The sequence below is a fragment of the Pedobacter chinensis genome, from assembly GCF_003339865.1.
In the GTDB taxonomy this organism is placed as follows: domain Bacteria; phylum Bacteroidota; class Bacteroidia; order Sphingobacteriales; family Sphingobacteriaceae; genus Pedobacter; species Pedobacter chinensis.
Window position 1 is genome coordinate 317,918 of the sequence record NZ_QPKV01000003.1, and the last position, 14,049, is coordinate 331,966.

17 protein-coding genes and 1 pseudogene are annotated in these 14,049 nt (G+C 37.2%); 6 read left to right on the forward strand and 12 right to left on the reverse strand.

Annotated features, from left to right (window positions below; translation table 11 throughout):
- Positions 1-37: 37 nt before the first annotated feature.
- The 7 genes from ypfJ to gltX form a co-directional block, all read right to left on the reverse strand.
- On the reverse strand, positions 38-880 hold the full coding sequence (gene ypfJ / locus DU508_RS06705; RefSeq protein WP_115402071.1) for a KPN_02809 family neutral zinc metallopeptidase: 843 nt from the start codon (positions 878-880) through the stop codon (positions 38-40).
- Between the two features lie 703 nt (positions 881-1,583).
- Positions 1,584-2,021: a hypothetical protein gene (locus DU508_RS06710; protein ID WP_115402072.1), complete on the reverse strand. Its 438-nt coding sequence runs from the start codon at positions 2,019-2,021 to the stop codon at positions 1,584-1,586.
- A 220-nt stretch (positions 2,022-2,241) separates the two neighbouring features.
- Complete coding sequence (locus tag DU508_RS06715; RefSeq protein ID WP_147273596.1) at positions 2,242-3,006, reverse strand: hypothetical protein; 765 nt, start codon at positions 3,004-3,006, stop codon at positions 2,242-2,244.
- Positions 3,007-3,162: 156 nt separating this feature from the next.
- Positions 3,163-3,930 carry a hypothetical protein gene (locus DU508_RS06720; protein ID WP_115402074.1) on the reverse strand — a complete coding sequence of 256 codons (768 nt, stop codon included), beginning with the start codon at positions 3,928-3,930 and terminating at the stop codon, positions 3,163-3,165.
- Entirely contained in the window at positions 3,914-4,306 is a 393-nt protein-coding gene (locus tag DU508_RS06725) for a hypothetical protein (RefSeq protein ID WP_115402075.1), read from the reverse strand. Before DU508_RS06725 ends, DU508_RS06720 begins: the two co-directional genes overlap by 17 nt.
- Complete coding sequence (locus tag DU508_RS06730; RefSeq protein ID WP_115402076.1) at positions 4,303-4,905, reverse strand: hypothetical protein; 603 nt, start codon at positions 4,903-4,905, stop codon at positions 4,303-4,305. The genes DU508_RS06725 and DU508_RS06730 overlap by 4 nt, the downstream gene beginning before the upstream one ends.
- A gap of 176 nt (positions 4,906-5,081) precedes the next feature.
- Entirely contained in the window at positions 5,082-6,590 is a 1,509-nt protein-coding gene (gltX, locus tag DU508_RS06735; RefSeq protein ID WP_115402077.1) for a glutamate--tRNA ligase, read from the reverse strand.
- A 192-nt stretch (positions 6,591-6,782) separates the two neighbouring features.
- On the opposite strand from gltX, the gene DU508_RS06740 reads away from it, so the two are divergent.
- Genes DU508_RS06740 through DU508_RS06750 form a run of 3 tightly spaced genes read left to right on the forward strand, consistent with a single transcriptional unit; the run spans position 6,783 to position 8,890 of the window.
- Positions 6,783-7,988 carry a sensor histidine kinase gene (locus DU508_RS06740; RefSeq protein WP_115402078.1) on the forward strand — a complete coding sequence of 402 codons (1,206 nt, stop codon included), beginning with the start codon at positions 6,783-6,785 and terminating at the stop codon, positions 7,986-7,988.
- On the forward strand, positions 7,969-8,478 hold the full coding sequence (locus DU508_RS06745; protein WP_115402079.1) for a DinB family protein: 510 nt from the start codon (positions 7,969-7,971) through the stop codon (positions 8,476-8,478). Before DU508_RS06740 ends, DU508_RS06745 begins: the two co-directional genes overlap by 20 nt.
- A complete protein-coding gene (locus DU508_RS06750) occupies positions 8,468-8,890 on the forward strand; it encodes a hotdog fold thioesterase (protein WP_115402080.1) in 423 nt (140 codons plus the stop codon). Before DU508_RS06745 ends, DU508_RS06750 begins: the two co-directional genes overlap by 11 nt.
- A gap of 51 nt (positions 8,891-8,941) precedes the next feature.
- Here DU508_RS06750 and DU508_RS06755 read toward each other — a convergent pair whose 3' ends face one another.
- A complete protein-coding gene (locus tag DU508_RS06755; RefSeq protein WP_115402081.1) occupies positions 8,942-9,310 on the reverse strand; it encodes a DUF6249 domain-containing protein in 369 nt (122 codons plus the stop codon).
- Positions 9,311-9,591: 281 nt separating this feature from the next.
- On the opposite strand from DU508_RS06755, the gene DU508_RS06760 reads away from it, so the two are divergent.
- The 3 genes from DU508_RS06760 to DU508_RS06770 all read left to right on the forward strand — a co-directional run bounded on the left by DU508_RS06760 (position 9,592) and on the right by DU508_RS06770 (position 11,245).
- Positions 9,592-9,912 (forward strand): DMT family transporter, encoded by a 321-nt coding sequence (locus tag DU508_RS06760; protein WP_115402082.1) that lies wholly within the window; start codon positions 9,592-9,594, stop codon positions 9,910-9,912.
- Positions 9,913-10,184: 272 nt separating this feature from the next.
- Complete coding sequence (locus tag DU508_RS06765; RefSeq protein ID WP_115402083.1) at positions 10,185-10,766, forward strand: RNA polymerase sigma factor; 582 nt, start codon at positions 10,185-10,187, stop codon at positions 10,764-10,766.
- On the forward strand, positions 10,763-11,245 hold the full coding sequence (locus DU508_RS06770; protein WP_115402084.1) for an anti-sigma factor family protein: 483 nt from the start codon (positions 10,763-10,765) through the stop codon (positions 11,243-11,245). Before DU508_RS06765 ends, DU508_RS06770 begins: the two co-directional genes overlap by 4 nt.
- A 61-nt stretch (positions 11,246-11,306) precedes the next feature.
- Here the strand turns inward: DU508_RS06770 and DU508_RS06775 are convergent.
- The 4 genes and pseudogenes from DU508_RS06775 to DU508_RS06795 form a co-directional block, all read right to left on the reverse strand.
- A pseudogene (locus DU508_RS06775) lies at positions 11,307-11,746 on the reverse strand (RBBP9/YdeN family alpha/beta hydrolase).
- Positions 11,747-11,944: 198 nt separating this feature from the next.
- Positions 11,945-12,136, reverse strand: a complete 192-nt coding sequence (locus DU508_RS06785) for a cold-shock protein (RefSeq protein ID WP_010599196.1) — start codon at positions 12,134-12,136, stop codon at positions 11,945-11,947.
- Between the two features lie 104 nt (positions 12,137-12,240).
- Positions 12,241-13,167 (reverse strand): hypothetical protein, encoded by a 927-nt coding sequence (locus DU508_RS06790; protein ID WP_115402086.1) that lies wholly within the window; start codon positions 13,165-13,167, stop codon positions 12,241-12,243.
- A gap of 14 nt (positions 13,168-13,181) precedes the next feature.
- Positions 13,182-14,048 (reverse strand): phosphodiester glycosidase family protein, encoded by an 867-nt coding sequence (locus tag DU508_RS06795; protein ID WP_115402087.1) that lies wholly within the window; start codon positions 14,046-14,048, stop codon positions 13,182-13,184.
- Between the last annotated feature and the right edge of the window lies 1 nt (position 14,049).

A 14,049-nucleotide genomic window follows, 5' to 3' on the forward strand; every position in this document is an offset into this window, starting at 1 on the left:
GAATCAAACAACAGTGTTTCAAAAAAGTTTTAACTTTTTACAAATTATTTGAATTAAACGTGTCGCCTTGTTTAATATCTCCGGTTTCAAAACCTTTTTTAAACCAGAACATGCGTTGTTGCGAGGTTCCGTGCGTAAAAGAATCTGGTTGTACCTCTCCGGTAGCCTGCTTTTGTAATTTGTCATCACCGATAGCATTTGCCGCGGTTAAGGCTTCTTCAATATCTCCTTCTTCTAATCTGAAATCTTTTAAATTCTGAGCGTGATGTGCCCAAAGGCCGGCAAAAAAATCGGCCTGTAACTCTAATTTAACCGATAAGCGGTTGTACTCTTTTTCGCTAACCTGTCCTCGTACCTGATCCAGTTTTTCAGAAATCCCCAGCAGGTTTTGAACATGATGACCAACTTCATGAGCAATAACATATGCTTGTGCGAAGTCGCCGGCGGCACCAAAGCGGTTTTTCAATTCATCATAGAATGATAAATCAATATATACTTTACGATCGCCGGGACAATAGAAAGGACCAACATTTGATTGTGCAAAGCCGCAGGCCGTTTGAACGCCATCTCTAAACAACCTTAATTTTGGATATTCATATTGTTTGCCCAAAGCCTGAAATTCTTTATCCCAAACCTGTTCGGTTGATTCTAAAACACCCGATACAAATTGCGCTTGCGGATCATTAGCCGGAACACCTTGTTTTACCTCTTCAGTTCCATTTCCCATCGGAATCTGGCTAACAACGCCAGTTAAATCCTTCCCGAAAATTAAACCGAGTACAACTACAACTATCCCGATTCCACCACCTAAAATAGTTCTGCCACCGCCACCACTTCTACCATCTTCAACGTTATTACTGCCTTTTCCAAACCACTGCATAATTTAATTTTTAATTTAAATGAATAACCTTACCCATGGGAAAATTGTTGTACTAAAGTAGAAATTATTTTCATCCGTATAAAATTTGTTTCGATGGATAAGGCTTTTGTGATTTGTTCATCCCTTGTGAAAAAAATTAAAGGTTGAAATTATAGAGGTAATCTGCAACTCGCTAACACATTTTAGCTTTTGGGATGAAAATTATAAGAATTAAAATAATCGGACATCCTCTGGCTTAAGTGCTTCAAAGGATCAATAAACCTCTTTTGAAAAACTCAGTTCCTAAACCAAGCATGGCACAACCCGAACAATAACTAAACTTATTATTGTACCGTTTTTATTAAAGGTTTAAGTGACCGCCGAAATAGCGAACACTTAAACCAGTGAGGGGCATAAAGTCAATCAATTATAATAGCCTATATAATCTATTAACCAAGTTCCTTCTTCTTTAGTTATTTTTACAACTTAATAAAGTCAGACTAAAACATAGTAGATCAAAACTCTCATAATGGCAGGTAATATAATTTACAGTAAACGGGCTGATTATTTTGGAATTCTACATTAAAACCAAACCCTAATTCTTCCTTACTATCGCGAGCCTATGGTGTGTGAAACCAATAATGATCAAGCTATTTCAAAGTTAATATATTTTGTTTTCTTCAAACGCTACACATGTGCGTCAACACACGGATAACTTCATTGCTTATCGAAATACCTCTCCAATGGCTTTAACTTCGAATAATGAGTTGGTTTGATTCCTCCTTAAGTAAACTTCCAATAATAATTGAGTATTTACTAGGTCAAAAGCAACCTCTGCATTGTTTTCATTACAAGAAATTGAATTTATAAATATAGCCCTGTCTTTTAATAGATAATCACTTCCTTTAAAATAGGCTTTAGTATTTTGCTCTGTTTTTTTTTGGAAAATAATTTTTTTATTTCCCCATTTGAGCTTTAAAGGGCTTTTAATCAATTCATTATATAATATTATAACATTTGCTGTATCCATATATTTTAAATCCGGGATTTTTGAAAGCGAATCTAAACAGGTCTGTAAAAGTTTTGTGGTGTCACATTCCCCATCCTTTTTGCTGTTGCAAGCAATAAAAAATATTAATAGTATAGCAATAATATATCTCATATCAATTTAACTTAAATCTATAATTTGTTATGTTTTGTGCAGTATCCTCATCAATCCGTATTCCCTATGCCATATCTTCAAATAACCACCCATATTCTTTTTGGTTGTAAGGAATAATATTATTCCAGTTTCGTCCATAATGAACGGTTTCATGAAAAATTATCACCGAAACCTAATTGATGGAGCATTGAATAAATTTGCAGTGATTGGTTTATCAAAACTATTTTATCCCATAATGTTCCTCATTTCCTTTTATAAAACCATATTTATGCAATTGGGCGTCCACTTCGATCTTTAGGTTTGAACCCCTGGGCACATCTCCGGAAAGTATTAGTGCTATGGGCATCTCTGGGCGATATGAATATTCGGGATTTGCCTTTTCCACGATCAGTATCTGGTCTAACCTTCCATCAGCATTACCCGTAATCTTCCATGTTCCATCAATCTTTCTTCTCAATACCTCGCCACAATAGGCGGAGATGAGCACTGCATATTTTTCCTCAAAATCGCCTGCATCAAATTTTTTGAGTACTTTTTTAATCGCTTTATCCAAATAGATAAGGCTTGGCATTGAATAGCCCAGCAAACCCAGTGATATTGAAAATTCGGTTGCCAGGATTTTGTCAGATTCTGCAATCATTATCTCAAATTCCTTCACTGTAACCTGGATATATCCAGGGAAAGATGCATCAGATGATATTGATTGTTGGTTTGCACGATTTGCCCTTTCACTAATTTTTTTATCAAACTCTTTATATTCTGAATATTTTTCATATAATATCCCATTTTGTCTTTCAAATGTGGTTCTGATTATCAGGCCATCCTTATCAAAAAGGTAATAGTCAGACCAGCCTTCCATATCTCCAGGCCTCAGGTCATTTCTTAGAACCGCCCTTCCTTCGCTTATCCACTCCTCAATTTGCTTAGATTTGATTTGTTTGGTCTTAGGTTTTTTCATCATCTCAATGTTATTGCAGTTCTTCATAGTCAGGCCCATTTTTGGGATTGACAGGCCATTCCAGATCAACAGGACCAGACAGAATTTTAAGCAAATTGTCAGGTATATAAATTAAATCAACAAAAATATCAACGAAATTAATTGATGAGCATTAAGCAAATTGCAGTGATTGATTTATCAAAACTATTTTATCCCATAATGTTCCTCATTTCCTTTTATAAAACCATATTTATACAATTGGGCATCTACCTCAATCTTTAAGTTTGAACCCTTAGGGGCATCTCCGGAAAGTATTAATGCTATGGGCATTTGTGGACGATAGGAATACTCGGGGTTGTTTTTTTCAACTACCAGTATCTGGTTCAGCATGCCATCGGCGTTGCCTGTAATCTTCCAGGTTCCATCAATCTTTCTCCTCATTACCTCGCCACAATAGGCGGAGATGAGCACTGCATATTTTTCATCAAAATCGCCATAATCAAATTTTCTGAGTACTTTTTTAATCGCTTTATCCAAATAGATAAGGCTTGGCATTGAATAATCCAACACATCGGGCGATATTGAAAATTCGGTTGCCAAGAGCTTGTCAGATGTTGCAATCATTGTTTCAAATTCCTTCACTGTAACCTGTATGTACCCTGGAAACGAGGCGTCGGGAGATATAGACGATTGTTCAGCTCGTTTTGCTCTTTCTCTATTCTTCGCAGAAAAAATCAAATATTCGGAATATTCCTCATATAGTATACCATTTTTCCTTTCAATGGTATCTCTAATGATTAATCCTACATCATCAAATAGATAATAATTGTCAGGCCATCCTTTCAAATGCTCTGGCGTAAGGTCATTTCTTAGTACGGCTCTTCCTTCGCTTATCCACTCTTCAATCTGTTTCGATTTGACTTGTTTGGTTTTAGGCTTTTTCATCATCTCAATGTTATTGTAGTTCTTCATAGTCTGGGCCATTGTTGGGGTTAACAGGCCATTCCAGATCAACAGGGCCAGACAAAATTTTAAGCAAATTGGTTGGTATGTTTGTAAATTTATCATTTGTTGGTGTTAATTCGATAGATTGTAAAAGATAGAGTTTATCATTTATAATAATCACAAATGCCTGTCTTATTTGCACACCCTTGCTTATTGCCGTTGCAATTATACTCGGGCTAATAATGGTGTTAACCGGGGTAACAAACACCAAGGCTGGTGGCGGTGCATTTGCCACTTTTTTTCTGCTCAATACATCTAAATAGCCCCCTATTTGATATTTTGAGGAGGATAAATAAAGTGCTCCTGTTACCGCTTTGGCATCATAAAACCAATGCTGGTTCAATGGGACAGCCCCGCCTTTCCGTTCACGCTGGCCAGCATCCTGTCCTTTATACTCATCTGTTCCTTTTCCGGATTGTTCGCTGAACCTGATTCAACATCTTCCAGATATATCCTGTTGAAAGCTATTGTGCCCTTAAAAGCGGTTTTACGGTTCTTCCGCCAGTTGTCCATCCATTCCTTATCAGGATGATAAGTGGACAAGAAGGCAGAGGTTTTTGTTTTGATCACCTGTATGGTCAGATTCTGAAAGATGGTCGCCCTGGGGGTTTGTGGTTTAATGGCGATCACATAACTCACCGTGTCGCCAAGAGTGAGTTTTTTGACACTGTCCATCTCCAGGTCAATGTTTTCATCCAAAACCTGTGTGCTCATCAATTTTGTTTTTTGGCCCAATAACGGTGCTTTTAAACTCCCTGTGGAATTGAGGTTTATGGAATTGATGAATTGGGAATAGGAAATCGATCGGATTTTGTCTGCGGATGTGTCCTTGAAGTTGTTGGGCACCAAGAGTTCTTTTTTGCACCCATTTGTCAGCATCAGAAACAAGAGGAGAAAGCAAGAAATGGCCTTGCCTTTTGTGAGCGTTGATTTTTTCGTCATTTTTATTTGGTTTTTAAATGTTTCCTTTCGTTTTTAGGGATGACGAAGCCTAAGATGATGATTATTTTTTGAATTTTTTAACGGAATAAAAAAATACTCATTTATGAGTATACCTTAAAAACAAAAAAGGCCAGAAACACGATGTTTCCGGCCTTTAATTTTTTTTAATTTTATTATTAGCTATTAAAAGCCGTTATCGCTTTTGCTATTCTTGATTTTGTTTCTTCAACACCCAGCAAAACAGCAATATCAAAAACACCAGGGCCAAATTTACCGCCCACCAACATGATGCGGAAAGGCAACATCAATTCGCCAGGTTTAAATCCTTTTTCTTCAGCTAAAGCTTTAAAAGCAGTTTCGGCACTAACGGCATCTGTTAGTGTTAGGTTTGCAGCAAAAGCATTGAAGAAATCAGCTTTTTCAGTTGTCCATTTTGGTTTAACAGCATTTATGTCATACTCCGCCGGCGAAGCAAAAAAGTAACGGCTTTGGGCAACAAAATCTGGCAATAATGTACAACGGTCCTTAATTAAGTCAATAATGATGTTTAAGAAATTCTCATCTTTTACCACTATATTGTTTAAAGCGAGTTGGTTTTTGACTGCTGACTGAAGACTGCCGGCTGAAGATTGTTTAATCCATTCATGATTATACCATTTTGCCTTTTCAAAATCGAATTTCGCTCCCGCCTTGCTTATTCTTTCAACAGAGAATTTTTCTTCTAATTCTTTCAGTGAGAATAATTCCTGATCTGTTCCATCATTCCAGCCTAAAAGTGCCAGCATGTTAATAAAAGCCTCAGGCATGAAACCCATTTCTTTAAAACCTTTGGTTAAATCGCCGGTTTTTGGATCAGTCCAGTTCATGGCATAAACCGGGAAACCTAAACGATCGCCATCACGTTTACTTAATTTTCCATGTCCATCGGGTTTTAAAATTAATGGTAAATGTGCCCATGCCGGCATATCAGTTTCCCAACCTAAATATTTCCAAAGTAAAATGTGAACAGGTGCAGATGGCAACCATTCTTCCCCACGGAAAGCATGAGAAATTTCCATTGCTTTATCATCAACCACAACGGCTAAATGATAGGTGGGCATTCCATCAGCCTTTAATAAAACCTTATCATCCACCAATGAAGTTTCAAAACTCACATCGCCTCGAATTAAATCGTTAAAATGAACAATTTCATTTTCCGGAACCTTTATTCGAATCACATGTGGTGTTTTTGCTGCCAGTAAATCTTCCACTTCGCTTACGGTAAGTGTTAATGAGTTGCGCATTTGCATGCGGGTAGCCTGCCCGTATTGAAAGTTTGGAATTTCTTTCCGTTTTAAATCAAGTTCTTCTGGTGTATCGAAAGCATAATAGGCATAACCATCACTAATTAATTGTTCTGCAAATTTTCTATAACTCGCTTTGCGCTCACTTTGACGATACGGACCGTACACACCCGGATGTTGAGGGCTTTCATCTGGTGTTATGCCGCACCAGTTTAAACAATCTACAATATATTCTTCTGCACCCTCTACAAAACGGTTTTGATCGGTGTCTTCCACACGAAGCACGAAGGTGCCGTTATTCTTTTTGGCAAACAAATAATTAAACAACGCCGTCCGGACACCACCTAAATGCAGTCCTCCGGTTGGGCTTGGGGCAAATCTAACTCTAACTTTTTTATCCATAATAGGTTTGTTGAGCGATTGGCATAAGGCGTGAGGCGTTTGAAACGCTTATCGCTATGCGCAAAACGCAAGACGCTACAAAGATATGTTTTTATACTGTTTTCATCAGTGATGAAGCTATTATGATTTTTGAAAAACCATAATGGTTTTATGTTTTTTTCGTTTTGTTATTGTAATTTGCCTACCTAAAGCATGAACCCTTATCAAAAGAAACGCCGCTGGAAGTTTTTCCTTCTCATTTTTGCCATCTTAATCGGCATTGCCTCAGTGTTTTACACCGATTCTTTCGTAAAAAAAATGGAACGTGAGGAGGCTAACCAGTTTCAGCTATGGGTAAAAATCACAGAACGTTCAATGCTATTGTACGATAATGATAACTTCAGAAGTGTTGTGGAAGATGTTCGGGAGAACACTAAAATGCCTGTTATTGTGGTTAATGAGGATGGAACAATTTTATCATCTATTGGCCTGGACAGCACGAAAACTTTTTATCCCGACAATGATAAACAGGTGTATGACAGCCTTTATTTTGTAAGAGAGTTATCAAAAATGAAAAGGCAGCACAAGCCTGCCACGATGAATATTATGGGACAGGAGAAACTGGCCTATTATAAAGACTCATTTATTTTAACACAGCTCCGTTATTTTCCATATATCCAGATGGGCGTGATTTTCCTTTTCCTTTTAACGGCTTATGCCGCATTTAGTTCTGCAAGAAGGGATGAGCAAGATCATGTTTGGGTTGGTTTGGCAAAAGAAACGGCACACCAGCTGGGCACGCCAATATCATCTCTTATGGCCTGGGTCGAACTTATGAAATCCAAATTCGATGCCGAAGACGACCCTTTGATTGCCGAAATGGAAAATGATATTAAACGACTGGAAATCATTACCGATCGTTTCTCAAAAATTGGTTCAAAACCCATTTTGGAAGATCATACCGTTTACATCGTGATCAGTGATTTTATCCGGTATTTTAAAGTCCGGACATCAGATAAAGTTAAGTTCAGTATTTCAGGTGATGAACAAGTGAGGGCAATGCTTAATATTCCTCTGTTTGATTGGGTAATCGAAAATTTATTGAAAAATGCTGCTAATGCTATCGAGAATGAAGGATCTATATCCATCAACATTATTGAGAATTTAGCAAAAGAGCAGGTTTTTATTGATGTTACCGATAGTGGAAAAGGCATTCCACGCTCCAAGTTTGATGCCGTTTTTCAGCCTGGATACACCACCCGTAAACGTGGCTGGGGCCTGGGTTTATCGCTAACCAAGCGTATTGTTGAAAATTACCATAGCGGAGAAATTTTTGTAAAAGATTCAGAACTTGGCAAAGGAACAACATTCAGAATCATTTTAAAAAGCAGTTTAAGATATGAACCGACCACAGCCTAATGAATATCCTGCCTGGGGCGAAACTTACATCAGCAAAGTTGATGGAGAAATATTTGAAATCCTGGAAGATCAGGTTTTCAGTGTTCCCGTGCTTTTCGAATCGAATAAAGAAAAAGAAAACTTTGCTTATGCAGAAGGAAAATGGACTTTAAAAGAAATGCTGGGGCATCTCATTGATTCTGAACGTATTTTTGTTTACCGCATGACCAGTTTCGCCAGAAATGAAAAACAACATTTACCAGGTTTTGAGGAAGATGATTACGTTGCCAATGCCCGTTTTAATGAACGGAACTACGAAGATATGATTGAGGAATTTTCTGTGCTGCGTAAAGCGAACCTTTATTTTTTTAAAAGCTTAAATGAAGAAGAATTAAATAGAAAAGGAATTGCGTGTGAAAGAGAAATAAATGTAAAATCTATTTTATTTATCATTGCCGGGCATATTATTCATCACGTTGGTGTGCTAAAAGAACGTTATTATGTGGTTTAAAAATTTTTCTGTTGATGATTTGAATAGCCGCCCTAAAAATCATATCGGTGGTTTATTGGATATTCAGTTTACTGAAATTGGCGATGATTATATCGTTGGTACCATGCCCGTTGATGAACGTACTCATCAACCTGCCGGGATTTTGCATGGTGGTGCATCTGTTGTGCTTGCTGAAACATTAGGAAGTATTGCTTCTTACATGTGTATTGACCCTGATAAATACGTTGCAGTGGGGTTGGAAGTAAATGCCAACCATTTACGCCCGGTAAAAAGCGGCCTGGTAAAAGGAATTTGCACACCGATCCATATTGGTGCTAAAACTCACATCTGGGATATTAAAATTTATAACGACCGTGGAAAAATGAACTGCATCAGCAGATTAACGGTAGCTATTATAAACAAGCCGCAATAAAAAAAGTCCTGTTTTTTTCACGAAACAGGACTTTTCAGCTATTGGGCTATATTAATTATTTGAGGATTCCTGATCTAACCATTTTTTCTCAATTAAGTAAGAAATGATTAAACCTAAACCGCCGAATACGCCCAAACAACCAAAATAAACGGCAACGGTTTGAGATTCTTCTTCGTGTGTTAAATTGCTGCCAAAAACCCCTCTTACTGTAAATAATGCTACCAGTAAACCGATTCCCAAGCCCATTAAAAGCAAGCCGAATTTTAAACTGACAAATGGCTTCGGTGTTGCTTTATGTATTCCCGGATCAATTCCCCGTTCAATCATTGCCATTTTTTCTTTGTTAGCTAAATAGCGGATTCCAAATATCATTGCGAATGCGCCTAAAAAAAGTGAGATTGGAACTAATATGCCTACCATGATTATAATTTTTTATTGTTAAAATTCTATTCTTTATTGAACCGTGTTCTGTGTGTTATGACAACACACTTTTTAATCAGGTTACACTCATACCGAAAAAAATTATTGATCTGGTTTCAACTTAATATTTGAAATAGCACCCTTGTTTTTAGCACCCTTGGTTTAACCATTTCGTTTTGCTGACCTGTAGCGAAGCGGAAAGATACAAAGTAAATTTATTTCAGCACCGCTCTTATGAAAGGCCATTTCTAGGCAATACCTTTGCATAAAAATTTTTTTATATGAACTGGATTATTTTAATTATTGCCGGCCTTTTCGAAGTGGGCTTTACCACTTGCCTTAAATTATCTGATAATTTTTCGAACATAAAATGGAGCGCTGCATTTTTCGTTTGCATTTCACTAAGCTTTATATTATTGAACAAGGCCGCTCAAACTTTGCCAATGGGTACAGCCTATGCGGTTTGGACTGGCATTGGTGCTGTAGGAACTGTAATTATTGGAATTGTATATTTTAACGAACCCGCTACTTTTTGGCGAATCTTTTTTATCTGCACATTAATTGGTTCCATTGCTGGTCTAAAGTTTTTAGCATCGCATTAGCTTCATTAGGCAGGAAACCATTTTCCCAGGATCTATCATCCTCATTTCAAACGAGGACTATTTCAAGATTCTTCACTATGTTCAGAGTGGAATATATTTAGTTTTCTTCTTAAATAATGACATTGGGTTCCACCAACGTGGGAAGGATGGTATCTTCATGTTGACGAAATGCCTCCTTTTCCCACGTTTTCCCACACAAGTGGAAACGCGCAAAAAAACAATTCTGCTTTACCTGTAACCTCGCTATCTTTAATGTAGTCTTAGAGGTAAGTATGGAGCAAAAACTTACAGATTTAGAGTTGATCCAAAATGTATTGAACGGAGATTCCGCTCAATATGCTTTGCTGGTAAAACGCCATCAGCGATTTGTATTTACGCTTGCTTTAAGATTTGCAAAAAACAGGGAAGATGCTGAAGAAATTGCACAGGATTGTTTTGTAAAAGCTTACAAAGCTTTAGGAACTTTCAAGCAAACGGCAAAATTCAGCACCTGGCTTTATACGATTACCTATACAACGGCCATGACTTTCTTACGCAAAAAGCGATTGGATACTTCTTCCATTAATGATGAAGAAACGTTTGTGCAGTTAGAAAATCACACTTCAATTTTTAATGCCAATGGATATGAAAGGCAAGACAGCCATAAGTTTTTAAACCAGGCTATTCACTTACTTATGCCAGATGATGCAGCAATTATAACCTTATTTTATCAGGGTGAACAAAGTTTGGAAGAAATTGGCGACACGTTAAATATGGAGCCCAACACCATAAAAGTAAAACTGCACAGGGCCAGGCAAAGGCTTAAAGAGAAATTACAATTTTTGTTAAAAGATGAAGTAAAGGAGTTACTATGAATACAATAGAACAACAGCTTTGGGATTACATTGATGGAAATTTAGATGCAACCCAGGCAAAAGCCATCGAAGAAAAAATTAATGCTGATGCTGAAATTAAAATCAGGTATGAGGAATTGCTGAATTTAAATTTGGCTTTTGAAGAAATGGAGCTCGATGAACCTTCGATGTCTTTTACCAGAAATGTGATGGAAAGCGTGGCATTAGAACCAGCACCAACTACTCTAAAAACCAAGGTAAATAAAAATATAATTTATACTATCGGTGGCTTTTTCGTGATTTCTTTAATGGCTATGTTCGGTTATGTGCTTTACAAATCCAATCTTCAATTGTCAAACTTTGATTTAGATCTGAATGTAAATTTCAATTGGGATAAATACATTACACCAACAACTGTTTACTGTTTCTTGTTTGCAGATTTGGTAATCGGGTTGGTTTTTCTCGACCATTTAATGAGGAAGAAAACAACGCATAAATAAAGATTTTTCTCCTGCTGGTTTTAAATCTGCGTTTTCAGCGAAATCTGCGGGAGACAAAAACTTACCCCAGTGTTTTCAAAATTTCCGGTCCTGCCGGCCATTCGCTATAACCAGATGCCGCATTGATGTGACCAGCATTGCCAATATTGATAAATTCACTTCCCCAGTTATCGGCAAAAAACCGAGCTCTTTCCAACGTTACCCATTCATCATTCGAACTGGCAACAACCAGGGTCTTAAAATTTATTTTAGCTAAAGGAACATGATCAAAACCCACTGTAGAAAAAGTGTATTGGGGTGCTTCTAAATCGCTTGGTGCAACCAATAAGGCGCCTTTAATTTGCTTTTGATACTGTTTCGTCCAATTGGCAATTGCTGAACAGCCTAACTGTGCCCAATTAAGAATACGGTAGATAAATCATATTCAAAAATTATTTTATCAATGATTTCAATCCAATCCTCGCTAGCAGGCTCATCCCACTCTTGTTGGTCAATGCGCAGGAAATTACCTGAAGATTTTTCGAAATGCGTTTGTCAATGTTTTGCTCCGGAATTGCCCAAACCTGGAATAATAAAGTAATTCGTCATCACAAAAAAAATAAATTACAATAATCAGCAAGAAGGAAATCCTCCAAAAAATAAAACAAAAAAAGGCTGCCATCACCAGAAAGCAGCCCTCTTTGTAAATATGATAATAAATTAAATTACTTTCACATTAACGGCATTTAAGCCTTTTTTACCGTTAGCAACTTCGTACTGTACTTTGTCGTTTTCACGGATTTCGTCGATAAGACCTGTTGAATGAACAAAAATTTCGCTATCGCCATTCGCAGGGATGATAAAGCCAAAACCTTTAGTTACATTGAAGAATTTTACTGTGCCTTCTTGCATTGTATTAAATATTAAAATTAAGTCTGCAAGGTAAGTTTTAATTTTTAAAATCAAAATAAATTTTAACATTTTTTTAACGTTAAAATTTTGTAAACAGCAGATTATTAAGGCTTTTTAATTGCCCTGCCAACTATCATAACCGTTATTTCACTATTATGCGGAATTCCTAAGGTAGTTCCGGGAATCACATTGAACAGGTTTCTGATGTAAATATCTGCAACGCCCTGCATCATTCTTTTTTTTCCTTCAGCAGCATCTGGAAGTACTCCATTTACCGATAAAATTCTCATCGTTCCGGTATAATCAACTACGGCCAGGCACTCATAGGCGAAGTCTTTATAGGCCCTGTCAATTTCAATTCTGTATTGAGGAAAAATATAATCGTAAGCAGAAGTACGTTTCTGCAATTTATCCACTGTACTAAACTTCTTAACCGTTACAATTTTACTCTTCGGAATAAACTGAACGGGTTCGGTTGCGGCAAATGCGGCAGTTGCAGACCGATTAACCTCATCTGATCTTCTTTTGATAAACAAAGTATCGGCCTTTGATGGCCTTTGTAAAATTTCAGCAGTAGTTTTCAGCTTGTTTTTGATGTAATTCTGCGTATAAAAAGTCATGTTTACATCCGAACGGATATCATCGGCAATCACTTTTCCATCAACCTGTATGCGTTGAAAAACCAAGCTATCTTTGCTGATGTGTTTTACCTTAAAAAACTCTTCGGCGAAATTGTAAACATTACCATGATCGTATTGCAGATAAAATTTTTGCATGATCTGTTTTTGAGGACTCCAGGCCATCATGGTGTCTTCTGCGGCAACCTCAATAATCCATGATGGTTTTTGCATAAAGCCTTGCTTATTAAATGACAGGTTATCACTAAAGCGACGTTTTACCTCCTCGTAACGGATGCCCTTTACAGGCGCAAAAGTAAAATCCCTTAATGTGGCATCATTTGTTTTCGACCTTGAGTTACACGCCGAAAGCATCAGCATTAAAAAAAAGAATTGTATCGTATTTTTAATCATTTGGGCTAAAATAATTATTTCTTTTTAACCAGAACCACATTGGCTACTTTGCGCTGCCCTTCATGATCCCACTTTTTATTATCTGTTGGATAATTAATCACTCCGCCATCGGGCATTCCGTTTACCCATAATGTTGTAGAACCACCGCCATCAAAATTGATGGCACTTGTACAGCCCAACCATTTCATTAGCTTAGTGAGTTCAATTAAACTCATTCCCGCAGATTGATCATTTCTTCCATCGACAGTTAATAAAATTACTTTCCCGTTTGGCTTGATGCCTAAACAAGTACGGGGATGACGTGAACGGGTAAAAGCTGTCGTATCTAATAGTTCATCAGCATGATGATAGGTTAACAGCGGACCATTCAGCATAACGCTCTGTTCAGTCAATTTTGTTTCCCAATCTGGCGTTCCATCCCATTTTTTTATAGCAATTTTTCCATCCTCAATTACAACAGCTGCTTGCTGATGCCTTGCCCGCTCTCCATTTTTCTCCAGCCTGTTGGTATTGATTATCTTCCCGTCAACGCGAACAAAATCTACAGATCCTCCATTTTTAACATCAAAGAAATTACCATTTAAAGCAGCTATTGCAGTATCTCTCAGGCCAAAATCACTTGTTGTGATCAGTTCCTTTTCTTCTGCACCTAATGCAAAAACTGCTTTTCTTCCTGTATTGTTTACCTCAAGAAAAGAAATATTCTCATTTGCTGCGAAAAGATTTTCGTGATTAAAATGATAACGGAAAAGCTTTACCTGCCTGGCAATTTTTGTTTTTTGCCATTTCGCTTTCACAACGGTTATTGAGTCAGCTTGTTGGGCATAACCATAGGAGGCAGAAGTTGTGATAAACAGATAAAGAAATAGTTTTTTAAACATG

Excerpts from the sequence above, each read along its gene's own strand:
- DU508_RS06750 (WP_115402080.1), top strand. The coding sequence starts at position 8,468 with ATGTGGTTTAAAAATTTTTCTGTTGATGATTTGAATAGCCGCCCTAAA.
- DU508_RS06720 (WP_115402074.1), bottom strand. The coding sequence starts at position 3,930 with ATGAAGAACTACAATAACATTGAGATGATGAAAAAGCCTAAAACCAAA.
- DU508_RS06760 (WP_115402082.1), top strand. The coding sequence starts at position 9,592 with ATGAACTGGATTATTTTAATTATTGCCGGCCTTTTCGAAGTGGGCTTT.
- DU508_RS06730 (WP_115402076.1), bottom strand. The coding sequence starts at position 4,905 with ATGACGAAAAAATCAACGCTCACAAAAGGCAAGGCCATTTCTTGCTTT.
- DU508_RS06765 (WP_115402083.1), top strand. The coding sequence starts at position 10,185 with ATGGAGCAAAAACTTACAGATTTAGAGTTGATCCAAAATGTATTGAAC.
- DU508_RS06795 (WP_115402087.1), bottom strand. The coding sequence starts at position 14,048 with ATGTTTAAAAAACTATTTCTTTATCTGTTTATCACAACTTCTGCCTCC.
- DU508_RS06770 (WP_115402084.1), top strand. The coding sequence starts at position 10,763 with ATGAATACAATAGAACAACAGCTTTGGGATTACATTGATGGAAATTTA.
- DU508_RS06740 (WP_115402078.1), top strand. The coding sequence starts at position 6,783 with ATGAACCCTTATCAAAAGAAACGCCGCTGGAAGTTTTTCCTTCTCATT.
- ypfJ (WP_115402071.1), bottom strand. The coding sequence starts at position 880 with ATGCAGTGGTTTGGAAAAGGCAGTAATAACGTTGAAGATGGTAGAAGT.
- DU508_RS06785 (WP_010599196.1), bottom strand. The coding sequence starts at position 12,136 with ATGCAAGAAGGCACAGTAAAATTCTTCAATGTAACTAAAGGTTTTGGC.
- DU508_RS06790 (WP_115402086.1), bottom strand. The coding sequence starts at position 13,167 with ATGATTAAAAATACGATACAATTCTTTTTTTTAATGCTGATGCTTTCG.
- DU508_RS06745 (WP_115402079.1), top strand. The coding sequence starts at position 7,969 with ATGAACCGACCACAGCCTAATGAATATCCTGCCTGGGGCGAAACTTAC.
- DU508_RS06710 (WP_115402072.1), bottom strand. The coding sequence starts at position 2,021 with ATGAGATATATTATTGCTATACTATTAATATTTTTTATTGCTTGCAAC.
- DU508_RS06755 (WP_115402081.1), bottom strand. The coding sequence starts at position 9,310 with ATGGTAGGCATATTAGTTCCAATCTCACTTTTTTTAGGCGCATTCGCA.
- DU508_RS06715 (WP_147273596.1), bottom strand. The coding sequence starts at position 3,006 with ATGAAGAACTGCAATAACATTGAGATGATGAAAAAACCTAAGACCAAA.
- gltX (WP_115402077.1), bottom strand. The coding sequence starts at position 6,590 with ATGGATAAAAAAGTTAGAGTTAGATTTGCCCCAAGCCCAACCGGAGGA.